Origin of the sequence: Streptomyces sp. yr375 (assembly GCF_900110755.1) — a bacterium.
GTDB lineage: Bacteria > Actinomycetota > Actinomycetes > Streptomycetales > Streptomycetaceae > Streptomyces.
Genome location: NZ_FOFF01000042.1, coordinates 1 through 23454, shown reverse-complemented (window position 1 = coordinate 23454; position 23454 = coordinate 1). Strand labels below are relative to the sequence as shown.

Below are 23454 nucleotides of genomic sequence, written 5' to 3'. Positions count from 1 at the left end.
CGTGCCGCCCCGGCCCACCGGCCGGGGCGGCCTGCTTCATCCTCTTCGAGACCAGGAGACATCTGGTGATCACCGACACCACCGACGAGACGATCCGCTACACCGCCGACGTCGTCCTGCTCGCCGCCGGCCACGTCCTGCTGATCGAGCGGGGCTGGGACCCGTTCAAGGGACGGTGGGCCCTGCCCGGCGGCCACGTGGACAGGGGAGAGACCAGCCTGGCCGCCGGGTCGCGCGAGCTGGAGCAAGAGACCGGCATCAGCGTTCCCGCCGCCGACCTGCGGCAGGTGGGCGCCTACGACGCCCCCGACCGTGACCCGCGCGGCCGGTACGTCAGCGTCGCCTACACCGCCACCCTGACCACGCTGGTCCAGCCGACGGCCGGGGACGACGCCACCGCCGCCCGCTGGTGGCCCCTGGACGCGCTCCCGGACCTCGCGTTCGACCACGCCGAGATCGTCGCGGAGGCCGCGAAGCGCTGACCTTGCCCCGCGTGGACGCGGCGTTCCTCCGTGCCGCCCCGGCCTTCCCGGCCGGGGCGGTCGCGGTGTTCCGCCACGACCAGCAATGGAAGGAGATGGGCGTCATGCCGCTTCGCTACTTCGAAGTTGACGTCCCGACCAAGCACAACGACCAGCCAGGGCAGCGCATCCACATCTTCGTCGGCCTGGCCGACGACCCCCTCGCTGCCCGCAACGCCGCGCACGACGCACACGACAAGGCGCGGCTGCTGCACCAGGCCGGACAGGAGATCCCGCACGAGTTCGTCAGCGGTTGGGGTGCCCGGGGGCTGCGGCCCGACTGGGACCTCGACTGGAACAAGGCGACGGCCACTCCCTGGGTGAACCCCCACGGCCTGTTCGGCACGCGCCGCACGTTCTGAATCCGCCCCGGGACGGCCGCCAAAGGCCGGAAAACCAGTCGGCCGCCCCGGGCCACCCATCCCGTACAAGACGAGAGGGAGAGACCAGTATGGCCTCCACCGTGCGCGTACAGGCCCCGATCGGGCAACGCGCCCTGTTCATCACCACGCTCGCCGTGCCGCTGACCGGCTGGACCGTGCACGCGGTCAGCCTGCACAGGAAGCTGTCCGCCGCCCGACGCGACCCGCTCACGGGTCTGCTCGGACGCGACGGTTTCACCGTCAAGGCCCGGCAGATCACCGACCGGTACGGCGACCACGCCCTGGTCGGCATCGTGGACCTGGACCACTTCAAGCAGATCAACGACGGACCCGGCGGGCACGCCGCCGGCGACCGCGTCCTGGCCGCCACCGCGCAGCGGCTCACCGCCTGGGCGGGCAGCCGCGGGGCGGTCGGCAGGATCGGAGGGGACGAGTTCGCCTTCGCGGTCCGGATCGGCCCGGCCCGCCGCGAGCTCCGTCTCGCCCAGCTCACGCAGCTGCTCGCTCAGCCGGTGGAGGTCGACGACGGCGTCCTGGTCGACGTCGCCGCCTCGATCGGCGCCGCCTGCCCCGACATCCTCGGCACGACGGACCTGTCCCTGCTCCAGCGGGCCGCCGACGCCGCGATGTACGCGGGCAAGCACACCGGCCGTCCGGTCCTCGCCGGGGCGCAGCACGCCACGGTGCCGTCCATCAACGGCCGGCGCGCCGGGCGGCCGGGCACCGACACCCTCGGGGCCGCCGCGTGAAGAAGCCGACGCTCTACGCCCCGGACCACATCCGCGGCATCACCATCAAGCAGCCCTGGGCGGCCTGCATCCTGCACGGCGACAAGCGCGTGGAGAACCGGCCCCGCGCCTGGGCGCCGGGCTGGCGCCTGCTGCACGCCGGAGCCCAGAAGACCATGGACCGGGCCGCCCTGCGCGACCCGCTCGTGGCCCGCACGATCCGCGGCCACGAGCTGCACTTCAGCGCCGTCCTCGGCATCGTCCGCATCACCGGCTCCCACACCGACCCCGGCGAGGCGTGCGGCCCCTGGGCGCAGCCCGACTGCTTCCACCTGGACCTGGACGACGTCCACCCGCTGGCCCTGCCGGTGCCCTGCGACGGCCAGCTCGGACCGTGGCGCGTCCCGCTCGCCGTCTTCGAGCAGGTCCTCGTCCAGCTGCCCGACCTCGCCCCACAGCTCACGGAGGTCCCGTCATGAGCGGTGCGCGTACCGGCATCCCGAACGCCCCGTCCGTGGTGGCCGACGACCGGATCCCCTTCCCCCACACCGACACCCGGACCCGCTGCCAGAACGACCCGAAGCTGTTCGCCATCGAGGACATCGCCGACCGCATGGAGCGGGAAAAGGCCCTCGCCAAGGCCAAGCTCGCCTGCTCCGGCTGCCCGATCGTCACCGGCTGCCTCAAGTGGGCCCTGGCCAACAGGCAGCTGACACCGACCGGCGTGTGGGCGGCGACCACCGCCCGGCAGCGGGCCACGCTCCGCAAGGGCCTCAAACGGCGCCTCGGGGACGACTGGGTCGGCGTGGTCGCCGAACAGGACCGCCAGCGGCAGGAGAAGCAGGAGGCGGCCCGCCTCGCCCCGCCGCCCGTCCGCGACCAGGTGATGGCCCGCCTGGAGCTGGAGCTCATCCCCACCCGGCCCGCCCCGTACGAGCCGTGGAAGGAACCGATGACCCCGGCCCGGCAGGCGCAGAACATGGCGGTCCTCAAGGCCGCCCTGTCCACCAAGGCGGCCGCGTGATGTTCGGCGACTGGCAGGAGGCCCTCCAAGCCGAGGGCTTGCCCCTGAACCCCAACCCCGTGGAACAGCAGGCCGCCGCGGCCCGCACCGTCGCCCGCCACGCGAGCGGCAAGGAGGACCTGGTCCTCCTCCTGGACGCCGTCGGTCTGCCCGGCGACGACGACACCCTCACCGCCCTGCTCCCCCTCATCCCCGACCACGCAGGAGAAACCGGCATGAACGAGCGCCCCCTCAACGTGACCGAAGCGACCGCGCTGTCCATGTACTACGACGGGGCGAACACCGCCGCCATCACGGACGCCACCGGACTGACCGAGGACGAGATCACCGCCCTTGCGGAGACCAACGACCCGCCGCGCAGCACGCCCACCGACGACGCCACCGAGGCCGACAGCACCGAGACCGACGGCGTGGAGCAGCTGCTCGCCTGGGCCGAGGGCCACCCCACGGCCAGCATCCGGAACAAGGCCGCCCGGGTCCGCGGTGACCTTGCCGAGCTGACCGCCCGGCGGGCCACCGACGACGCACAGCGCGAAGCCGAGGACCGCGTCACCCGCCTCAAGGCCGAACTGGAGAAGGCACAGGAAGACCTGCGCGCCGTGAAGGCCGGCACCGCCTCCGCGGCGACGGTCGCGCCCACCCCGATCCGCTCCGGCCTGGGCAGTGGGCGCAGCAGGGAGGAGCTCACCGTCATCCGGACCTGGGCGCGAGCGAACGGCCACCAGGTCGCCGACGCGGGCATGGTCCGCAAGGCGGTCCTCGAGGCGTACGACGCCGCCCACGAGGCACCGGTCCGGAAGGCCAGCTGAGCCGTGGACACCGACCCGATAGCTCTGGACGGCTTCCTGGACGAAGAGACCGTGCCCGGCGACGTGCACGGGTCGACGGCGCGGTTCCGGCTCACGGTCTCCCCGACGGACGAGCGCACGGACGAGATGATCCTGCCGTGCAGCGTCGACGACCCGGCGTTGGCGCACAAGGTGCTGCACGAGATGGTGCCCGGCGACCAGTTGCGCGTCACCGGCTACCTCCGGCTGCCCCGCACGCCGGACGAGCCGATGGGGCTGGTCGTCACCGAACTGGAGCTGCTGGAGCCCGCGCCACCGATGTCCGACCCGGCCGCCGTCGCCACGGCGGTCATCGAGCGGTACGGCCCGTACGTCTGCTGGTTCGACGCCGACACCACCGACGTGGAGGTGTTCACCGAGGGCGGCACGTGGGTCGGCACCGCGCCCGAGCCGAACGACCTGGGCGAGCTGCTCGAAGCCTTCGAGCACCGCCAGGCCGCCGGCGGCGAGTAGGACAGCCGCTGTGCCCATCCGTCCCGAGAACCTGCACCGGTACCCGCGCGACTGGAACGAGATCAGCGCGCGGATCCGGTTCGAGCGGGCAGGCGGCCGCTGCGAGTGCACGGGCCACTGCGGCCTGGCGCACCCGGGCGGCCGCTGCCCCGCCGTCCACGAGCAGATCAACCCCGACACCGGCTCCGTGGTCGGCCTCACCACCGCCCACCTCAACCACACCCCCGAAGACGTGCGAGACGAGAACCTGCTCGCCGCCTGCCAGCTGTGCCACCTGCGCATCGACCACGGCCACCACCGGATCACCCGCTCGATCACCCTCGCCGCCCGCGCGGCCGCCGCCGGACAGCTCGGCTTCCTCACCGACGCCGACCTCGAACGCATCGAGCCGCCCGCCCCGCCCCGGCCGTCCACGCCCCGCACAGCACGCCCCGCACTCCAGCTCTCCTTCACCGACCAGGAGGCTTCCTGATGTCCGACCAGCCCCCGCGCACCGTCCTGGAGCGTTTCCCCGCCGGCGGCCCCCGCGGCTCCTGGCCCGCAGACGAGTACGCCGCCCAACAGCAGGCCCAGGGACAGCCCGCCCGGGTCGTCATGGACCTGCGCTCCGACAGCTTCCTCGTCATCGCCGACAGCCCCGCCGCGTGAGCGCCCGCTTCCGACGCTGCGGCCACGGCACCGGTCCTCTCCACCCCGGCGACCACAAGGCCGTCGCAGAGTTCACCGCGATGCTCACCGCCAGACAGAGGCCGGCCCCGTGGACCGGTCACGGCGACATCGCCGTACGGATCACCCCCAACGCCCGCGCCCTGGAGCGCGGGCGTCCCATCGAAGGGCAGCAGCCCGACGCCGACCCCGTCGCCCTGGTCCTCATCCACCCCGACACCGAGACCGCCCTCACCGGCACGCTCCACTGCGCCAGATCCCGGATCCACGGCGCATGGACCGACCCGTACCGGCTCCTCACCCACGCCCTCGCCGGACGGGCCATCGACCCCGACCTCACCTTGGAGGCATGACTCCGTGCAGCAGATCCGCCGCACCGCCGCCCTGGCCGCCACCGCCCTGACCGTCGTCCTGACGCTCACCGCGTGCGGCGCGTCGACGCAGTCCCCGCCCCATCACGACAGCCGCATGAAGAAGGCTGCGGGCATCGGCTCCCTGTCCATCGTCTGCAACAAGGACGTCTGGGAGGCCACTCGCCCGGACGGGCTGAAGAAGGTCGAGACAACCTCCGCCGACGGCTCGCGCGGACAGCGCGGCATGGTCCGCGTCACGCTCACCGGCGCCCAGCTCGTCACGTACTTCGATCAGCTCGACCAGGACGCTCACCCCGGCTGGATGGGACCCGACCTCCCCGACCAGGAGGCCATCTCCGGCCGGGTCTACGACGCACTCGCCCCCGCCATCGACAAGGCCACCACGGCGCGCTCCACCGCCGACCCCGCCCCCGAGATACTCATCGACGACACTCTCGCCACGAAGGCTCCCTGACCACGAAGCGGCCCCCGTCACCCGGACTCGATCCGGGGGCGGGGGCCGCTTTTTGCGTTTCGGGCCGTTTGCGTCAGGCCGACTGCTGCTCCTGCTGGGCCAGTTCCTCCAGCAGCGTGGTGTACGCGTCGGGATGCTGCTCGCGCAAAATCCTCAGCCACACACGAGCGCCATCAGCGAAGACCGTCGGCTCCATCTTCAGATGCAGGTGGGTGACCACAGAGAAGGCGTCGTCGTAAGGCAATCGCTTCGGCTGGTCAGCTTTCCCTTGAGCCGTCGCATCCGTACCCGAGTCGGCACCTTGGGCGGGGGTCTTAACCGGGTTAAGGGCGGTCGCGGGTGCCTCCCCTCCGGCAGATGCCTGGTGGGGCAGGACAGTGCCCATGGCCTCTGGCGCCGGCGCGCCGCTCTCAACAGGGGCGGCGGTCTTGCCGCGAGGCTTGCGAGGGGTCTTAACCCGGTTAAGGGCCTTGGCCGCCTCAGGTCGCTGCTGGTCCTTGGGCAGACGCCCGATGCGGCGTCCGTCCTTGACTGACAGCTCTTTCGACTCCACCTTCTCCTGCAGGTCCTCGGGGAGCTCAAGGAGGGCGAGACGCTGGGAGACCCAGGCACCAGATTTCCCCAGGCGCTTGGCAACCTTCTCCTGCGTGCCGTGCTTGGCGAGCAGCTCCTGGATCGCTCGAGCCTGATCGAGTGCCGGCACATCCACCCTGTGGATGTTGGCGATCAGCGCGGACTCCAAGATGTCCGCAGCGCTCGCGGCGAGATCGTCATTGACGTCGATGCGCAGCTCTGACAGCCCGGCCACAGGGGCGGCCGCCAGGCGCCGGTTGCCGTCGATGACGACGTACTCGGCTTCCTCACCGAGCTCACCTTCCTGGCCGGGGTAAGCGCCCAGGAAGGCCGCGCGCCGCACCACGGTGACAGGCTGAATCTGTCCCTTGGCGCGCAGCGACTCCGCTGTCTCTTCGATCTCGGTGAGTTCGTCGCGCGGGTTGAACGGGTTACCAGCGAGCAGTTTGAGCTCCACCGTGGCGGGAGGCCGCTTGCCCTCGCCGTTCATGATCTGCTGCCGAGTGCGGATTCGCCGGGCCGGCGGCTTCTCCCCGCCGTCCTCCTCACCCATGCTGAACCCACGGGTGACCCGCTGCTGAGGGGGCGTCATACGGCAAGCTCCTTTGCCAGGTCGCGCATTACCTGCGCGTGTTCACTGTCGGGGGCGTACTCCAGCAGCGGGATCTCGCCGTCTGCTGCCTCCCGGCCTTCCTTCAAGTCACCGATGACGGCCAGGACCGCCGGGGAGCTGCTCTTCTCCCACTCGTCCTTGTTCTGCTTCACGAGTTTGCCGCGGCGGCTGTCGTACGCGTTGATGATCAGACCGAGGTAGTCGACCTGGATCCGGCCCTTGGCGCACAGGTCGTCCATCTGTCGGCTGAGCAGCCGGAAGGCACGGTGCGACGCCTTGTTCGCCCAGACGGGAGTGATGACACCGGACCGGTCAGCGAGTTCCCCGTCGCGACGGCGCACGTAGTACAGCGCAGTGTCCATGTTCAGGCCCAAACTGGGCGGGCCATCGATGATGATGACGTCGTAGTCCGCCTCGAGCGGCTCCAGCGCCCGCTCCAGAGCTGCCTCGCTGAAGCTCACCTTGGACAAGACGACGTCGCGCAAGAACGCGTCGTCGGATGCGGGGAGCAGGTGGAGACGATCGCCGAACCGCTCGCCCTCCAGAGCCACCAGCAGATCGTGTATGTCGCCCTTGGCGGATCCGTCCATGTGCATCATCAGGGTCTCGACATCGTCCTCGTACATGAGCTCCTCAAAGCCGAGCTCTGCGGTGAGGTGCCCCTGCGGGTCGTAGTCGACAATCAGCACGCGATGGCCGGCCTCTGCGAGGGCCTGGGCGATGCCGGAGGAGAGGAAGGTCTTACCGACGCCGCCCTTCTGGTTGGCCACTATGACCCGCACGACCGGTTGGGACACCAGCGGGGCAGAAGGGGACGGGTGGTTGCTGAGCCACAAGGTGAGCGCTTGGGCCAGCCCCTGTACATATGTGACGCCCCGTTCCGAGCAGGCGCTCTTGAACTTGTCGGGCTCACCGACGGGGAGAAACGTTCCCCAGGTTTTCGCGCCGTCGGTCTTCACCTCTGGGAGACCATCAGCCTCGTACCAGGCCTTGATGGCGTGCTCCGCCGCGTCCTGGATGTCCATTCCGTGCTCAAAGGCGCGGATCTTCAAGTGCCTACGCAACTGGGGAGTGAGGGCTGTAATTAGCTTCTCTCGCTCCCCCCGGGGACTAGGGATGCTCATGCCGCCGAACATTACTAGGTCCGGACTGGCTTGCAGCAGTCCCAAGCGCTGCGATCACCGCATTGGGCGAGGTCAACTGCCCCGATGACGCGCTCGACACGCCAAGACACAGCCGGTCGAACCACTACTCGGGCGATGTCCTTACAATTTGGACTGCGGCCGTGGTCGGGCCGTGCTCCTCCGGACGTCTCGGCCCACTGAACGTCCCGCTGCGAGGAGCGAAGGAGTCCAGCTTCACGCCACGGATCACACGCAGCAGACACTCGGGAACGGCTCGATCGCCGTACCGGCGGGCCGAACGGTACGGGGAACAGGACCTCCTGATGCGTCGTGACCGGATCAGCCGACTCGCCGACCGCCGCCGCCTGTACACGAACGAGACGTACGACCAGGCCCGCTCACAGCTACGCCCCGGCCGGCCGCCGATCCCAGCCCCACCGGCCCAACAGCTCTGCTTCGAGGCGGAACTCTTCCACGAGGTCGTCGACTCCCACCGCGACTTCACCATCTACCCTTTCGGCATCCGCCGCGTACGGCCCGGCAGCGACAGCATCGAGGTCGAGGTGGAGAGCGAGCAGCGCGCGCACGAGATCCTGCGATCCATCCTCCCGTCGTACGAGCCGGACGGCGAAGTCCATGGCATGCCCGGCCTACGGATCTGGCAGCGCACCAAGAAGGGGATTCAGATCCACCAGTCCCGTCGCGCAACGTCAGCGTGGCTGACCGGCTTGCCCCCGCGCGTGTGGAAGCAGGTAGAGGCGGAAGCGCTCGACATCATCGCCGAACTCGCCTGGCGGCCACTGTGGAAGGGCCCCGCCGACTGGTCTGAAGAGGAGTTGGCCCACGAACAGCGCTGGAACACGGGAGAGTGGGCGCGCAACTTCCAGGCCGGCGCCTGGTGCAGCAGCGGCCTGCTGCGCCGCCTCGCCCTCTTTCACACGATCGTGCCCGCCGACCATGTCAGCGGCTACAAGGGCCTCGGCATCCGCGGCTACGAGGGACTCGGACCGGTGCGCTGGTGCCTGGACATCGACCACCGCAGAGGCATTCCCTACCGGAAGCAGGAGCTGGTTGACGCACTGACCGACCCCGAGTTCGGTCTTCCCGTCGCACGGGCCCACCACCTCGACGCGATCTACCCGCCGCACGAGATGAAGAACTGGATCCGGCTGGACGACGAAGCCCGCACCGGGTTGATCGAACTGCGGTTCACCAGCTTGGACTACCCCTCGCTTCATCCGAACTCGCCCAAGGCGGCCCTCAAGTACCGGGCGATCGCGAAGGCGATTGAGGCCCGCGTAGACACGGTGCTGGCCGTCGGCAGTAGGTAGATCCACGTTCCACCGCCGACCGACCCGGTGTTCGTGGGCGTCGGGGTCGTCCCCGAGCACCTGCCGATCAGTTACTGCAGCGAGTTCGCGCTCGCCGCTGTTTTGAGCCGACCAGGCCCTCTTGAGGCACCTGGACGGCTACTTGTGGGCACGAACCTGAGAGCGATGACATTCGCTTCCGGTCCAGGGCCGTTTCCCGCCTGACGGGCGCCTGAGAAGAAAGTTCGGCCACTGCTCCCGCCTGGCGGGACGTACCGCTGATCGGCCTTTTCTCGCAGGTCAGAGCCGTGTGGCGTGGTCTGTATGACAGTTGATATCAGGGTCATCCGGGCCGGTCAGATGTACCGCTACTACCTGCGCCAGACCGTTGTCGGCGACGGCCGCCGCCCAGCGCGCACGCCGCTGTGCGCCGCCCAGGAGCAAGCCGGCGTCCCGGCGGGGCGATGGATGGGCCGGGGCCTGGCCGTGCTCGGACTGGCGCCGGGTGAGGAGGTCACCGAGGCGCAGCTGCGGAACCTGTTCGGCGAGCGGGGACGGCACCCGTACGCGGACCGGATCGAGGCCGACCGGCTCGCCAAGGGGGACTCCCCGAAGAAGGCGTTCAAGGCCGGCGCCCTCGGACGCCGCGTGATGGTCACGGGCGTCGACTTCGTCTTCCGGCCGCAGCCGACGATCTACCTGTTGTGGGCGCTGGGGGATGAGGAGACCCGGCGGGTGATCGAGGTCGCGCACGAGCGCGCGATCGAGCGGGTGCTGGAGTGGATCGAGGACGAGGTGGCGGTGATCCGGTACGGCAAGGACGGCATCTACCGGGTCCGGCCGCCGGGCGGGCTGGTCGCGGCCCGCTTCCGCCACTACGAGGCACGGTCGGGGATGCCCTTGCTCCATGATCATCTGCTGCTGTCCGTGAAGGGGCAGCGCCTGGACGGGAAGTGGGGCTCGATCCACACCCTGGCCCTGCACGAGAACACCGTGGCCGCCTCTGCGCTCTACAACGAGCTCGTGGCCGCTGAGGTCTGCGAGGCGCTGGGGCTGGCGACCGAGCCACGCACCGTCACGCCGGGGCGCCGGCCGGTGATGGAGATTGCCGGGGTGCCGCACGAGCTGATCCGCTGGACTTCCCGGCGCAGCGACCAGATCGCCGCCTGCCTCTCCGAGCTGGAGCACGAGTACGTCACCGCCGTCGACGACGACGGCGAGCTGAAGTTCCTGCCCGTGGTCTCCGAGCGGGCCCGCGCCAAGCTGAACGCCATGGCCGCCCGCAAGACTCGCCCGCCGAAGCAGTCGGCCCGGCCGCTCGCGCAGCTGCGCGCGTGGTGGAAGGCGAGCGCGATCCTCACCTCCGGGGTGGCCGTCGGCGTCATCAACTCCCTCCTCGAGTACGCCCTTGCCGCGGCTGCGGCGATCCGGGCCCGGGTCGCCGCCGTGGTCGACGTCGCCCTGGCGGCCGTCGACGTCACAGCGACGGTGTTCGTGATGAACGACGGCGGCCGCTTCCACCGCCGGCACCTGCTCGCCGAAGCCCGCCGCCACCTCGCCCTCGTCCTGCGCGGCCGCCGCCGCGACCCCGGCCTGGACGACAGAATCGTGGCCGCCGCCATCTCCACGCACTGCCTGGACATCAGCGAGCCGAAGACCACGATCGGCCTGCTGTCGGACTACCGCCTCTACACCGCCCGGTGGGACCTGGCCGACCTCCCCGCCCGGCCCCGCCCACCCACTCCCGCGCCCGACCCGGACCGGCAACCCCCGGCCGATCCCGGCGAGCCGGCTGCGTCCCGGCCTCCGGGCCAGGACGCGGGGGAGTGGGAGATCCCCCGCATCCCGCTTCAGTACGAGCGTGCCGTCCTCGCCGGTGCGGTGGTGCGGGAGAAGCTGCGCACCACCACCGCCGTACGGGGCCGGGCGTACGACGTCGTCGCCCACCAGCAGGCGGCGATGCCCGAGCAGCTGCTCGCGCCCCCGGCCGCCGAAGCCGAGCACGACGACCAGGAGCCGAAGGCCGGACACCGGGAGGCGATCGACATGACGGCGCTGCGGGCCCTGCGGGAATCCCGCACGGACGTGGAAGCCCTCGATCTCACAGCCGACCGGCTGCGCCACCTCCAGGACGCGTTCACCAAGGCGGCCGACGACTCCCGCGTCCGCGCGGACCGCCACACCGACCAGCACGACGCCGACGTAGTGCGCCCGGTGCGCCAGGACGACCAACAGGCGCACCGCCCGCAGGAGCCCGGACCGCACCGCGGCCGCGAGGCCGGCCACTGAGTGGACCCGATGGTGCGCACCCGGTGCGGTGGTGCGCACCGACCGCCGTAACGATGCCCGGCTCCACTCCACCGAGTGGAGCCCACCGGCCGGACAGTGGACGACATCGTGCGGGGACGATGCCGTCCATCCACCCAGTGCGCACCCGCCGCATTTCTCCTTGACCACGACTGAGGTCAAGGAGAAACGCGCCACCCGCAAACCGGCTCCACCGCACCGACCCCACCCGATGCGCACCACTCCCGCGCCGCCGCCCGCACCGGTGCGCACCGCCCCACCGAGTGGATGCGCACCGAGTGGATGCGCACCGGGTGGATGCGCACCACCGCACCGAATGCGCAGACGGTGCGCACCGGCCGGTGCGCAGGTGCGGTTACCGGCGCTCGCCGTCTGCGCAGTGCGCAGCGCGGGCCCGCTCCAGGTGCTCGGTGCGCATCGTCTTCAGGGCGTCGACGGTGTCCTCGCCTTCCTGCCGGAGGACGTTCTCGGTGAACCGGATGATGGTGTTGGCGATGCCCCAGATTGCGCTGGGGACGCACTCACGCGTCCACTCCTGCAGCGTGGCCAGCAGGACGCACCCGACCTCCTCCAGGGCGAAGGAGTCCGCGCACGGATCGGCATCGGCCGCCAGGTCCGTGACGGGCAGGATGACGTCCTCAGCCAGCGCCAGCAGGAGGACGGTCGGTGCCGGAGCGGCTTTCGTCCGTTCGATGACAGTGCCAAGGGCGTGCTCGCTGCCGGCCTGTATCGCCAGGAGGTAGTCGAAGGCGAGCTCCACCTCTTCGGGGGTCAGCGGCGTGCGGGGCTGCGCGTACGGCATTCGGATCTCCTCAACAGGCTGGCCGCCGTGCCGATCACGGCGACTGACCTGATGCTCAGGCCGCGCCCCTGTGGATAAAGTCCGGAGATTTCTCCCCGTCTCCAAAGCGGGGCGAACTGGTACTGCATGGGTTGAAGCGGGCCCCCTTGTCGAGTCTGGTCGGCCCGACCACGACCCCTTGTCGAGTCGTGGTCGGGCCGACCACGGACCCCTTGTCCGATCGTGGTCGGGCCGCCAGGAGCGTGCGTTTCTCCTTGACAGACTTCGCTACCGGAAGCCGTCAGGTCGCGGACAAGGGGTGGGTGTTCACGATGGCCGCCACGCGCCCGCAGGAGGGGCATGCAGCGGCCACCGAGCCATCGGGGCGGCTTCCCTCGCGCGGGTGCGCCACCGGCCGTCACGCGGCTGGTGGAGGACACCACGACGCAAGGGAGAGACCCGGGATGATGACCGAACACAGGCGCCCGCCGTACCCTGGCAGCGCCGCAGACCGGCGAGCCGCGCGCCCCGCTCCGGGAGGGCTGGTCGGCTGGGCAAGCCGCCGCGGTCTCCTGCCGCCGGCGCTTGCGATCCCACTGCCGTACCCACTTCCGTGTCCGGCGCGAGCACTGACCGCATTTCCCCTGGCCACCACGCCTTTCCGGGGCTGTGGCGCGGCGTCACAACCCTCTTCTCTCCTCCTCTCACTGACCAGGCCCTGGGAAATAGGTGGGGGTGGGGTGTCAGTGGTGGAGGCGATCATCGGGTTCAGGGCGCGCCTGGTGCCCTCTGCGGCCGGGGGCCGGCGCCCGGCCGGTGGCCGGACGCGGACGACGGGAGGGCGGGGCTGATGGCGAAGCGCAAGGCGAACGAGGCGGGATCGTCGACCGGGCACCGTGCCGATGCGCTGCGCGTGCTCGGGGTGCTCAAGGCCGCGACGGCGGACCAGATCCAGCGGCTGTCCTCACCGCACCTGACGTACCGGCACACCGCCAAGGAAACGGCGGCCAAGCGGAAGGAGGCGCGCACCGCCTCCCATCGCGGCGCGCTCAACGATCTGCGCAGGCACGGCCTGGCCGTCGACGGCGGCCGCACCCGAGGCGGGGAGGAGGTGCGCCTGCTCACCAAGGACGGGCTGGCAGCCGCCGGCCTCGAGTTGGACCGGGGGCCGGATGAGATGGGCGGCATGCCCAAGAGCGCGGGACGCTCCGGTGCCTCGCACGCGATGACAGTCAACGAGACGGTCATCGCGATGATCCGACCGAAGCCCGACCTTCACCTGGTGGCCGGTGAGCCGGCCGAAGCCATCGCGGCCGCCCAGGCCTGGGTCGACGCACCCGACGGGATCGGCACCATCACCTCCTACGCCACCGAGGTCGCCCTCCCGGCGACCGGCACCTGGAAGAACCCCGGCGTGGGCTGTGCGTGGGCCGACATCGTCCTCACCGCCCCGGAGATCGGGTTGCCGCTGTTGTTCATCGAGGCGGACAACTGCACCGAGGAAGCCCCGGTCATCGCGGCCAAGTTCGACAAGTACATGCGCCACTTCCACCGGAAGGTGAAGGACACTGACGGCAAGGACAAGCCGATGTGGCGCACCCGCTGGTCCGCCCCCGCTCCCCAGTGGGGCGACGCGACGCACCCGCCGGTCCTGCTCGTCTTCCACCAGGTCGGCAAGCGGACCGCGCGGACGCAGATGGAGCGGGTCGCCGAACTCACACGCGAGCACTGGCAAGGCCAGTGGGCCGAAGGCGGCTTCCGCATCTACAACGGGAAGATGCCGATCGTGGCGACCACCCTGGATCTGCTGCGCGAGCACGGCCCGGCCGGTCCCGCGTTCCGGCGCTTCGGCCGCGACGTCGACCAGAACCTCTGGGACGCGATCGGCAACCCTCGCCGGGACGCTGGCCTCGCCCGCCGTGCCGAAGAGGGGCGGCGCCGTCTTGCGCAGGAAGCCGCCGAACGCGAGGCTCAGCGTCCGGTGTGCGGGGACTGCGGACAGAAGTTCACCGACGACCGGTGGAAGGCCAGCATTGCGGTCGACTGGGGCCGCGGGGACAGTCACCCGCACCTGTGCGACGACTGCAAGGCGCGCGTGCTCGAGGCGGAGCGGCAGGCGGAACAGGCCGAACGTGAGCGCCAGGAGCAGGAGTACCGGGAGGCGGAAGCGGCGCAGGACTCGAAGGCCGGCGGCTGGCTCGGACGCTGGCGCGGCTGACTCGGGCAAGCCACTTCTGGCAGCGCGGGGGCTTGCCCAGGGCGGTCTGGGCAAGCCCTCGTTGTCGGTGGCGGCTGCGAGGCTGAAAGGCATGGACAGCGACGATGAGCAGCTGCTGCGCGGCCGGATCTACGGAGCCGACCACGACCACCCGGGCCCGAAGCCGGGACGCAGCTACGCCGAACTGGTAGGCGGACCGCTGGACGGACTGCTGCTCGACATCACCGGCTGGAGGCCGGAGGAGATCGACGATGGTGTCTCCCTCCTCACGGAGCTCGGGCAGTTCGGCCCTGGGGGCCGGGCGCTGTACGACCCGCGCCCCGGCGATCCGGCCCGCTGGGACTGGTCCGGCGACAGCCCCTGACGGCCCGCCACTCGGTCGGGTGAAGACACCGCAGCCGCGGAACTCTCCCTGGGCGCCCGGGCGTAGTGCCGTACACCGCGCCTCGCATGAGCTCAGCCGCGCCGGGCGGCTGGCGTTCGGTGGTGGAGGGTACGGCGGGAGCCGGAGTCGTCCCCGCCTGAGCGCGGCCCACGCGGGCGCGCGGTGACGGGTTGCAGCTGGATGCGGGCGTCGAGGCCGGTGTTGGGGGCGGGGTGGAGAGTGATGGTGCCGCCGGAGGCGTCGACGAGGTGGCGGACGATGGGCAGGCCGAGGCCAGTGCCGTCGTGGTGGGAGTCGGAGGAACGCCAGAACCGGTCGAAGGCCCGCTCGCGGTCGGCCGCGCTCATGCCGGGACCTTGATCGACGATATGGAGTTCGGTGCCGGGGGCGCGGTGGAGGGTGATGGTGGTGCTGGGCGGGGAGACGCGCAGGGCGTTGGCAAGGAGGTTGTCGATGATCTGTTCCAGGGCGCCGGGGATGGCCCACACCTGGCCGACGGGCGGACCGGTGATGTCGAGGGCGACGTACTGCTCGGCAGCCAACGGCTCCCACATCGCCACCCGTTCGGCGGTCACCGTGTCCAGGTCGACCGGCTCGGGGGTGGTGGCGGTGTTCTCCAGGCGGGCCAGAGCGAGCAGGCCCTGGACCATGCGGCCGAGGCGTTCGACCTCGCCGACGGCTTCCTCCAAGCTGCCGTGCGCACGCGGGTCGAGGTAGGGCTCGAAGTTCTCCAGCCGCAGCCGCAGCCCCGTCAGCGGGGTTTTCAGCTGGTGGGAGGCTTCCGAGGCGAACGCCTGCTGAGCCTTGAGCAGGTGCTGGAGCCGGGTGGCGGTGCGGGTGAACGACGTGGCCAGACGTCGTAGTTCGGGCGGTCCGGCGGTGGCGTCGGGCGGGTGGGTGAGCTGTCCCTCTGCGAGCTGGGCGGTCGCGGCCTCCAGGGTCCGCAGGGGCCGGGTGATCCAGCGGGCCAGACTGAACGCGACCAGGGCGACCGCGGCGAGGATGCAGGCTCCGGCCAGGGCGAGGGCTCCCCAGATGCGGTGCACCCGGGTGCTGACCTGGTCCAGGGGATAGGTCAGGCGCAAGGTGCCTCGGATGGTGGTGCCGGAGGAGCCGGGCATGGTCGCGGACAGGACGTCGCGGCCGGCGCCGTCGGTCGTAGTCGTGACGGTGGGCTGGTTGCGCAGCGCGCGGGCGATGTCCGGCTGGGCGGCGAGGCTGATGCCGGTGCGGGCAGCCGGGTCGGAGTCGGCCAGGACGATGCCTTGTCTGTCGGTGACGACGACGTGGCCGCCGGTGCGGGTGGCGTAGTCGCCGACCACGTCGGGCAGCGCATCGAGCTGGCCCTTCTCTATGTTCTCCTCGGTGACTTCGGCGAGCATGGACGCGTCGCGTTCCACGCTCTGGGAGGCGCGGGAGGTCTCGCCGCGGGCGTAGATGTAGCCGAGGGGGATCTCCAGGCCGGCCAGCACCAGCAGGGCCAGGGCGAGGTAGCTGAGCAGCAGGCGGCGGGTCATCCGGTAGCCTCTGCGGCGGTGTGGTCGCCGGGAACGGTCAGGCGGAAGCCGACGCCGCGGGCGGTGGTGATCCAGCCGGGGTCACCGAGCTTGCGGCGCAGGGCGGCCACATGGGCGTCCAGGGTTTTGGTGGGACCGAAGAAGTGCGGGTCCCACACGGTGTCCATGATCTGCTGGCGCGAGCACACCGTCCCGGGATCATCCGCGAGGAAGGCGAGCAGGTCGAACTCCCTCGGGGTCAAGGCGACTGGCTGGCCGTCGAGGTGGACCTCACGGGTGCGGCGGTTGAGGGTCAGCGGGCCCAGCGTCTGGGCGCCGGAAGCAGGTTGATGCGCTTGATGGGTTTCCGCGGGCTCGATCGGTGTGTAGGCCGGCGCTCCCGAGCGGCGGGTGACCGCGCGGATGCGGGCGATCAACTCCCGCACGCCGAAGGGCTTGGCGAGGTAGTCGTCGGCGCCGAGTTCGAGGCCGACGATGCGGTCGGCTTCCTCTCCCCGCGCGGTGATCATGATGATGGGGACGGCGGAGCGGGCACGCAGGCTGCGGCAGACGTCCAGGCCGTCCATGTCGGGCAGTCCGAGATCCAGCAGGACCAGGTCCGGTGCGGCCGTGGTGTCGGCCAGCCCGGCGGCGCCGGTGCGCACGTGGTCCACGGTGAACCCGTAGCGTCCCAGGCCCTCGGTCAGGGGGCCGGCGATTCGGTCGTCGTCTTCGATGAGCAGCAGCCGCATGGCGCAAGGCTCGCACAGCTGTGCCAGGGGAGTTGAAACGTTCACGGGAAGCCGCCTGAGACCAGTAAGACGTACGGGACGACGGTGGACAAGCAGGTGCCGCCCGGCCGACGGGGCTAGAGGACGGCGTCGGCCGGACGGCGGTGGCGGGACGGCAGACAACGCCGACCGGGGGAGTCAGCCGTCGGAATCGTCGCCGTCCTCGCGTTCCTGGTCCTCCCGCCCGTGTTCCTCACCGCGATCCCGGTCCTCGCCGGTACCCGGAGACAAGCTCGTCTGTGTGGGTGTAGTGGCCGGGCTCACGGCGTCACCAGGCGGCTCGGTGGTGGCCGGCGGAGCCGGAGAAACCGGCTGCGTGGTCGGCGACTTCGGCACGGAGACCTGGGCGGTGCCGCCCGGGGAGGGTGGGGAGGTGACCGTGTCACTGACCGTGGACAGAGCGAGCCCGAAACCGCCCAGGACCACGAGCGCGGCGACGCCCGTCAGGACTGACCGGTGCCGGACGGCCGCTTCTCGCCAGCCGTCCGCACTCCGCACTGCCCTTCCCCTGGGCCCTTGTTGCCCGGCAGACGCCTGCGGCTCAGCCACCGGTTCACCGGCCCCTGTCAGGGCCGGGTCCGCAGACTCGGAGCGCGCGGCCGACGAGGGGTAGTCGAAGGCGTCCTCCGCGAAGCGGTCGCCGTAGCCGCCCGGCGCGGGGGCGCCGGAGACCGCAGCCAAGATCGCCGTCTCCTCGGCATCCGCGGGCGACGAAGAGGTCTGCTCAGGCTCGGGCGGCATCAGATTTCTCCCTTCCGCGGGTCAGGCCCCGGCCGTCAGCTGGCGTCCTCGGCCTCCTCGGTGCCTTCCTTCTTGGTGTCGGTGACCTTGTAGGACTTGTCGAGGTAGACCTCGATCGAGGTGCCGTCCGACTGCTTCACCTCGACCGCGTACATGCCGGGCTTCTCCGCGTCCTCTTCGGACTTGACGACCGTGCCCGGGTACGCGGCGAGCGCGGCGGCCTCGGCCTTCTGCTTGATGTCCCCGGTCAGCGGCGGCTCCTTCTTGTCGTCGGTGTCGCCTGCGGCTTCGCCCGCCGCCTCGGCGCCACCGGCGCTCTGGGCCTGCTGCTGGGTGTCCGCGCCCTTGGAGCCGTCGGAGCCGGAGTCGGATCCGCCGCAGGCGACCAGGGCGAACGCCATCACGGCGACCGGAGCGGCGAGCAGGGCACGACGGGGCAGAGCACGCATCAGGGTGTCTCCAAACACTGGGAATCACTTGCGAGTTCGGAGACCGTGGGACCGGATCTCCGGGGGACGACAACGACCCTAGAAACCGGCTGTTGAGAAGCAGGCCAGCAAACTGAGAGAGACAGACCAGCAGAGCGCCAATCTTTCGCCACAGGATGCTGCGTCTCGCCGAAACGCCGGGCTGTCATCACCCACACGGGTGGCCCCCGCTCACACCGGAGGCCTTAGCGAGCGTGCATCCAGACGCCGCCGTACGCCACGATGGCACCGCCGACGGCGGTCGCCGCGCCCCGGAGCAGATAGAGGCCGGCCTCGTTGCGGACCCGCCGTACCCGCCTCGCCCACCGGGCCATCGAGGACGTGCCGTGGGGTTCCGGCACCGCGCTGTTGCCCGTACTCTCGCCCTTGGACATGAGCTTCTCCTTCGCTGGGGATGTTCGGTCATCTGCAGACGGCTCCCTGCCCACCAGGGGGCCGTCGCCGTTTCCGGAGACGGCCGCACCGCCATTCACCCCTTGAGACGGTTGGCGTCTCGTGGGGTGAACGACAACAAAGAAAGCACCCGGAAAACCGCTCTGACCAGCAGAAACAGTGAATTGCTCAAAGAAGTTCGTCCGGGGCGACTACGGCCAAAGCCGGTTCATGCGGGTCTTCATGGGGCAGCACGTGCCTGACTGAGCTCACCTGTGGCGTCATGCCGAGCCATGCTGTGTCTTCATGTGTCGAACCGGGTTAAGGCGTGCGAGAGTTGGTGGATGCCTCAGATGCTGCGGATGCCTGGCAAAGACGTCTTGCCACCCGGGCCCACACGCACGTTCGTCGCCGAACTCCATGTCCACTTCCGGGAAGCGGGGCGCCCCTCGCTCGCCAATATCGCTGCGGCAACGGGCCGCCTGGCAAGTCCGGTGCCGGTGAGCCGGGAGACCATCCGCCGCCTTCTCACCGGGCAGACGGTGAGCACGTGGGCGAAGGTCGACGCGGTGCTGCGTGTTCTCTGCCAGCTTGCCGATCAGGACCCTGACCGACGGCGCTGGTCGGAGCCTGATGATCGCTTTGACGAGGACGATCCATCGTCGTGCCGGGAGTACTTGCGCCGTCTGTGGAACGACGCCGTGGACGGCGTCGAGCCAGAAGAGGCGCCCGCCGTCCCGCCGCCGCGGCCGGCCTCCGGCGGCGGGTGGGGCGGTAACCCCGCTGCAGCTCCTGCGGATGACCCGTGGGCCAAACCGCAGGCACCCGCTCCCTCCAAGGGGTACTCGGACGAGCCCCCATTCTGAGTTCTGGGCGGATTACGCCCACCGCATCCCGATCGCGGACAGCTGCTCGCGCCGGTCCTCCGACAGCGTCGCCGCGCGCGAGCGCTGGTTGCTGACCCATGCCCCCAGTCGGAACTGCAGTTCCCATCCCTCGTCTGCGAGCACGGTCTCCACGTGCTTGCGGGGGACGTTCAGGTGGCCCTCGCGCTCGTAGAACTGCTTGGCGGCTGCCAGGTTGGCGGCCCACTTGTCGGCCTGCGTGCGGCGCGGCTGGGGCTTCTCTTCCTCAGCCGCGGGGGTGATCCCGAGGACCTGCTCACACATCCACTGCTGCACGGTGGTGAGCTTGTCCCAGCCCAGACGCTGGGCGCGCACCCACCGCCCGAGATCCTCGGACTGCACGAGCACCGTGCCCGGCTCGGTGGGCAGTTCGCCGCCCTGCTCGAGGTGAAGCCGGGTGAGGTGGAACGCCCTCTGCCACTCCACCGGCCACGTGGGGCACCACGACGGGTCGATCTCCTCCAGCTGCTCGCGCCGGTCGTCCGACAGCGCGCCGGCCGACGACCCGACCGGGAGCCCCTCGGCACGCCGCTGCTCGATCTCGGCAGCCCGCCGCGCGGCGGCCCGCGCGTTCTTCAGAAAGATCCCAACCTTCGCCCCCCGGAAGGTGGCGTCCAGCGGCGCCAGCAGGTGCCCGTTTTCCTCAGCCCACCCGCGCGCCGCCGCGAGGCCCTCCTCCCACGCGACGTCGTAGTGCGACCACACCATGCCCAGCTTCTCCAGCTGCTCGATGCGGTCGGTGTCCATGTCCCCGCGGGCGTAGAAGCGCCGGTTGTCGGCGATCCACTGGCCGAGGGGGAAGTTCGCGAGTGAGGCCGGCCACCCCTCGGCTTCCGCGTCCTGGTCGTCGACGGTGGGCACGCGGAAGGTGAACGGGACCTTGAGGTCGCCGTGCTCGCGGGCGTAGATGACGGAGGCCTCCACGCCCCGCCTCCAGTGCTCGTGCTCCGGGTTGAGGACCCGCAGGTTGATGAACGCGGCCAACTGAGCCGGGTCACGCGGCGTGCTGAACTTCAGCAGCCGCCGCGCGGGCGCCGACGGACCCCCGGACCGCTTTCCCTCGCCCCGGCTCTCCTGGCCCTGCGCGGCCTTCTGGACGGGCTTGTAGGCGCTCGGGGCCTGCTGCTGCGCCAACTGCTCCACCACCCGGGCGTCGTGCGCCCTGAGCGCCTCCAGCAGCTTCGCCAGCCCGCCGAACGCCCGGGAGGTCAGCATGTTGTCGGCCGTCTCGCCCGGCCCGAGCAGGACCGGGACGACCAGGCTGGCCACCTTGCCCTCGCCGGGCTGCATCCGCAGCGCACGGCCCACGGCCTGGACGAGGTCGGGCATGGAGCCGCGCACGTCAGCCCAGTAGACGGAGTCGCAGTGCTTGGTGTCGACGCCCTCGCCCAGCACCTTCACCGAACACAGGAAGCACTTCTCCACCACCGTGCCGTCCGCGGCGACACCGGCGGCGAACTCACCCAGCCGACGCCGACGGTGGAGCGGCTTGTGCTCACCGCACAGCCAGTCCGCCCAGATCACCTTCGGGTACAGCTCGGGGTCGGCGGCATGCAGCTGCGCGGCGACGTGCGGGAGGCCGGCCGCGAACGCCTCGGCTTCCTTGACGACGTGGTGGAAGACCAGTGTGCGCTTGAAGTTCTCCTCCGAGGACGCCTTCAGCAGCGCCGTCTGCAGCGCGGCGAGCCGGGCCCCGCGGACCTCGTCCGAACGCCCTTCAGCGCCCAGGAGCTGCGCGGCCTGGAGCTGGGTGTCGGTGATGTCCACGCACACCACCTGGTACGGCGCACAGATCCCCCGGTCGATCGCCTCCGACAGCGTCAGCGTGTAGCAGCGGGCACCGAACGGCCCGTCCGGGTCGTCCTCCATCGACGCGACCAGCTCGCCCGGGGCCTCCTCGGAGTCCTCGTCCAGCTGCCACACCCGGGGCGTGGCCGTCATGTACAGCCTGCGCAGGGATGGGATCTTCTGGTTGTCGTGGACGACCGCCCACGGCTTGCCCAGCCGCCCCGACGTCCGGTGCGCCTCGTCCACCACGATCAGGTCCCAGCCCGGAAGGCCAGCCGCGTGGGCGCGCTCCAGCGTGCCCAGCCCGAGCGAGGCGTACGTGGCGAACACCGTGACCTTGTCCAACGGGCGTACCCAGTCGACCAGCTCGACCACGTCCGTGGTGTTGGGGAAGGACGCCTCCTCACCCCGCAGGGACGAGACACCGATCATCGGGCCCCGGCGGCCGGCCTCCCGCCATGCGGCCTCGGTCTGGACGAGCAGATCCAGCGACGGCACGAGCACCAGCACACGGCCCGCGTGGAGCTCCTCGGAGCTGCGCGCCGCGACCCGCGTCTTACCCGACCCGGTCGCCATGATCACCTGAGTCCGCAGCCCACGCTCCGGCACAAGAGATCTTGCAGGCAATTCCAGAGCACGCAGAACAGCGTCAATAGCTTCTCGCTGTGCCGCCTCGCGCTGATTATCGGTCATCGTCCGCCGTCCTTTTACTGCTCAGGATCAGGCTCAGGCCGTGGTGGTCCAGGTAGGCCAGGAGGAAAACGGCCAGGGCGCGGCCGGGGTCGCTGGCGTGCTCGATGTAGGGCTGTTCGCTGGTCCAGCCGAACGTGGCCTGGTGGGGCCGGGGATGGACGCCGGGAGTATGCGGATCAGGGAAGACCACGGCACGGGTGAAGAAGTCGTCCAGGCGACTGACCAGGTCCGCATCCGGGTCCTCCAGCTCGCGGCCGCGCACGGTGGTGGTGGCGTTCTCCAGGATGGTGGTCAGGTACCGCCGGCGGGCTTCCTCCTGCTGCCGCACCTTGCTGTCCCAGCTCTCCTCATCCACCTCCACCACGCGGTACAGACCCTGGTCCCCGTACACACCGCCCGGCTTCTCATGCGCCTGACGCACCTTCGCCACGGCCTCCTCCACCGACTCCGCATACGCGTAGTGCGTCAGCGTGACTGCCCCCGGGTGCTCCGGATCAGTCCGCTGCGCTACGACCCGGTAGCGGATCAGCTCCGAGCCAGGCCCCTCCGCACCGCTCTCGCCCGCCTGACGCCTTTCCAGCTCCTGGCGCCAGCGGTGCACCTCCGCATCGCTCTCGGGGGAGTAGGTCCCCCACCCAGTGCTGGTCATCAGGTTCCAGATACGCCGCAACTCGTTCCGCCGGACCGCCGCCAGCCGATCCTCCGTGCTGAACGACCTCGGCAGATCCCCGCGACTCTCCAGCCCACCCGCAGCCACCAACCGCTCGTGGATTTGCTGCGCCGTCATTCCGATAACTTCACGGTGGATTTCCTCACGCGCTTTAAAGCGCGTTTTGAAGCTCAGCGAATTCGAATCCATCGCTTCTTCCTCGCTTTCCGGCCGGGCCGGTGCAGCGCCCTCGGTGCTGCCGTGTGAGTCCAGAGTCTATCTCGTGCTTCAAACTGAAGCATCGGGAACGCTGAAAGTACCTCGAACGTGGCTTGATCCTGCTAGTGTTGCCCTATGCCAACCCCGGAGGGCCGTCACGGCGGCGAGGCTCAACCCACACGAATGCCCTGCTCACTGACCTTCCGTCACTTCCCCTCACTCTCCTCCGATTCGGCCCGGCACCCGTGTTCCCGCCCTTCACCCCCTCTCGCTGCTGCTGCTTTTCCTCACAGTTCCCCGTGACGCCCGGGGTGTTGGGGCTGGAGCGCAGCGGAGGCCCCGATCCGGGCGGGAGCGAGGGTGGCCGCAGCGCGGCCGCTGGCGCGTGGCGCGGAGCGCAGCGCGCCCAACTCGCGTGCGCAGCACGTGAGTTGATGCCGTGCCACGCAGTGGCACGGCTGGCGCTCACGCGGAGCGGGAGCGCAACGGTTGCGCGCAGCGCAACCGTTCGCTTGCTCCGGGCGAAGCCCGGAGGGACCCGCTCCGCGGG

Annotated in this window: 26 protein-coding genes; 16 read left to right on the top strand and 10 right to left on the bottom strand. The window is 70.5% G+C overall.

What is annotated here, in order from left to right; all coding sequences use genetic code 11:
• Positions 1–65 precede the first annotated feature (65 nt).
• From BMZ82_RS30260 to BMZ82_RS30210, 11 genes are all read left to right on the top strand, one after another.
• Positions 66–482 (top strand): NUDIX domain-containing protein, encoded by a 417-nt coding sequence (locus BMZ82_RS30260; RefSeq protein ID WP_093780586.1) that lies wholly within the window; start codon positions 66–68, stop codon positions 480–482.
• 11 nt (positions 483–493) lie between these two features.
• Positions 494–883: a hypothetical protein gene (locus tag BMZ82_RS30255; RefSeq protein WP_256252188.1), complete on the top strand. Its 390-nt coding sequence runs from the start codon at positions 494–496 to the stop codon at positions 881–883.
• 89 nt (positions 884–972) lie between these two features.
• Positions 973–1653, top strand: a complete 681-nt coding sequence (locus BMZ82_RS30250; protein ID WP_093780585.1) for a GGDEF domain-containing protein — start codon at positions 973–975, stop codon at positions 1651–1653.
• A complete protein-coding gene (locus BMZ82_RS30245; protein WP_093780584.1) occupies positions 1650–2111 on the top strand; it encodes an ASCH domain-containing protein in 462 nt (153 codons plus the stop codon). The genes BMZ82_RS30250 and BMZ82_RS30245 overlap by 4 nt, the downstream gene beginning before the upstream one ends.
• Complete coding sequence (locus BMZ82_RS30240; protein ID WP_093780583.1) at positions 2108–2656, top strand: WhiB family transcriptional regulator; 549 nt, start codon at positions 2108–2110, stop codon at positions 2654–2656. The genes BMZ82_RS30245 and BMZ82_RS30240 overlap by 4 nt, the downstream gene beginning before the upstream one ends.
• A complete protein-coding gene (locus BMZ82_RS30235) occupies positions 2656–3465 on the top strand; it encodes an Lsr2 family DNA-binding protein (protein WP_093780582.1) in 810 nt (269 codons plus the stop codon). The genes BMZ82_RS30240 and BMZ82_RS30235 overlap by 1 nt, the downstream gene beginning before the upstream one ends.
• Positions 3466–3468: 3 nt before the next feature.
• On the top strand, positions 3469–3957 hold the full coding sequence (locus BMZ82_RS30230) for a hypothetical protein (RefSeq protein WP_093780581.1): 489 nt from the start codon (positions 3469–3471) through the stop codon (positions 3955–3957).
• Positions 3958–3967: 10 nt separating this feature from the next.
• Positions 3968–4429 carry a hypothetical protein gene (locus BMZ82_RS30225; protein ID WP_093780580.1) on the top strand — a complete coding sequence of 154 codons (462 nt, stop codon included), beginning with the start codon at positions 3968–3970 and terminating at the stop codon, positions 4427–4429.
• Complete coding sequence (locus tag BMZ82_RS30220; RefSeq protein ID WP_093780579.1) at positions 4429–4605, top strand: hypothetical protein; 177 nt, start codon at positions 4429–4431, stop codon at positions 4603–4605. Before BMZ82_RS30225 ends, BMZ82_RS30220 begins: the two co-directional genes overlap by 1 nt.
• A complete protein-coding gene (locus BMZ82_RS30215) occupies positions 4602–4976 on the top strand; it encodes a hypothetical protein (RefSeq protein WP_093780578.1) in 375 nt (124 codons plus the stop codon). The genes BMZ82_RS30220 and BMZ82_RS30215 overlap by 4 nt, the downstream gene beginning before the upstream one ends.
• 4 nt (positions 4977–4980) lie before the next feature.
• Positions 4981–5451, top strand: coding sequence for a hypothetical protein (locus tag BMZ82_RS30210; protein WP_093780577.1), 471 nt, complete (start codon positions 4981–4983; stop codon positions 5449–5451).
• Positions 5452–5524: 73 nt separating this feature from the next.
• On the opposite strand, the gene BMZ82_RS30205 is transcribed toward BMZ82_RS30210, so the two are convergent.
• Positions 5525–6616, bottom strand: coding sequence for a ParB/RepB/Spo0J family partition protein (locus BMZ82_RS30205; RefSeq protein ID WP_093780576.1), 1092 nt, complete (start codon positions 6614–6616; stop codon positions 5525–5527).
• A complete protein-coding gene (locus BMZ82_RS30200; protein ID WP_093780640.1) occupies positions 6613–7689 on the bottom strand; it encodes a ParA family protein in 1077 nt (358 codons plus the stop codon). Before BMZ82_RS30200 ends, BMZ82_RS30205 begins: the two co-directional genes overlap by 4 nt.
• Positions 7690–8084: 395 nt before the next feature.
• Here BMZ82_RS30200 and BMZ82_RS30195 point away from each other — a divergent pair, with 395 nt between their 5' ends.
• Entirely contained in the window at positions 8085–9092 is a 1008-nt protein-coding gene (locus BMZ82_RS30195) for a hypothetical protein (protein WP_093780575.1), read from the top strand.
• A gap of 303 nt (positions 9093–9395) precedes the next feature.
• On the top strand, positions 9396–11360 hold the full coding sequence (gene mobF / locus BMZ82_RS40970; RefSeq protein ID WP_177244726.1) for a MobF family relaxase: 1965 nt from the start codon (positions 9396–9398) through the stop codon (positions 11358–11360).
• Positions 11361–11733: 373 nt separating this feature from the next.
• Here the strand turns inward: mobF and BMZ82_RS30175 are convergent, their stop codons facing one another.
• Entirely contained in the window at positions 11734–12180 is a 447-nt protein-coding gene (locus BMZ82_RS30175; RefSeq protein WP_093780574.1) for a hypothetical protein, read from the bottom strand.
• Between the two features lie 829 nt (positions 12181–13009).
• On the opposite strand from BMZ82_RS30175, the gene BMZ82_RS30170 reads away from it, so the two are divergent.
• The gene (locus BMZ82_RS30170; RefSeq protein WP_093780573.1) at positions 13010–14377 is read left to right on the top strand and encodes a replication-relaxation family protein; all 1368 of its coding nucleotides are present in this window, start codon (positions 13010–13012) and stop codon (positions 14375–14377) included.
• 91 nt (positions 14378–14468) lie between these two features.
• The gene (locus BMZ82_RS30165; protein WP_093780572.1) at positions 14469–14741 is read left to right on the top strand and encodes a hypothetical protein; all 273 of its coding nucleotides are present in this window, start codon (positions 14469–14471) and stop codon (positions 14739–14741) included.
• 92 nt (positions 14742–14833) lie between these two features.
• On the opposite strand, the gene BMZ82_RS30160 is transcribed toward BMZ82_RS30165, so the two are convergent.
• The 5 genes from BMZ82_RS30160 to BMZ82_RS30140 all read right to left on the bottom strand — a co-directional run bounded on the left by BMZ82_RS30160 (position 14834) and on the right by BMZ82_RS30140 (position 18652).
• Positions 14834–16279: a sensor histidine kinase gene (locus BMZ82_RS30160; RefSeq protein ID WP_093780571.1), complete on the bottom strand. Its 1446-nt coding sequence runs from the start codon at positions 16277–16279 to the stop codon at positions 14834–14836.
• Positions 16276–17010, bottom strand: coding sequence for a response regulator transcription factor (locus BMZ82_RS30155; RefSeq protein WP_093780570.1), 735 nt, complete (start codon positions 17008–17010; stop codon positions 16276–16278). Before BMZ82_RS30155 ends, BMZ82_RS30160 begins: the two co-directional genes overlap by 4 nt.
• Before the next feature lie 177 nt (positions 17011–17187).
• Entirely contained in the window at positions 17188–17790 is a 603-nt protein-coding gene (locus BMZ82_RS30150; protein ID WP_093780569.1) for a hypothetical protein, read from the bottom strand.
• Positions 17791–17825: 35 nt separating this feature from the next.
• A complete protein-coding gene (locus BMZ82_RS30145; RefSeq protein WP_093780568.1) occupies positions 17826–18239 on the bottom strand; it encodes a hypothetical protein in 414 nt (137 codons plus the stop codon).
• A 224-nt stretch (positions 18240–18463) separates the two neighbouring features.
• On the bottom strand, positions 18464–18652 hold the full coding sequence (locus tag BMZ82_RS30140) for a hypothetical protein (protein WP_093780567.1): 189 nt from the start codon (positions 18650–18652) through the stop codon (positions 18464–18466).
• A gap of 342 nt (positions 18653–18994) precedes the next feature.
• Here BMZ82_RS30140 and BMZ82_RS40380 point away from each other — a divergent pair, with 342 nt between their 5' ends.
• Complete coding sequence (locus tag BMZ82_RS40380) at positions 18995–19516, top strand: hypothetical protein (protein WP_143098931.1); 522 nt, start codon at positions 18995–18997, stop codon at positions 19514–19516.
• A gap of 12 nt (positions 19517–19528) precedes the next feature.
• Here the strand turns inward: BMZ82_RS40380 and BMZ82_RS30135 are convergent, their stop codons facing one another.
• A complete protein-coding gene (locus tag BMZ82_RS30135; RefSeq protein WP_093780566.1) occupies positions 19529–22036 on the bottom strand; it encodes a DEAD/DEAH box helicase in 2508 nt (835 codons plus the stop codon).
• Positions 22026–22895 (bottom strand): hypothetical protein, encoded by an 870-nt coding sequence (locus BMZ82_RS30130; protein ID WP_256252187.1) that lies wholly within the window; start codon positions 22893–22895, stop codon positions 22026–22028. The genes BMZ82_RS30135 and BMZ82_RS30130 overlap by 11 nt, the downstream gene beginning before the upstream one ends.
• Positions 22896–23454: the final 559 nt, after the last annotated feature.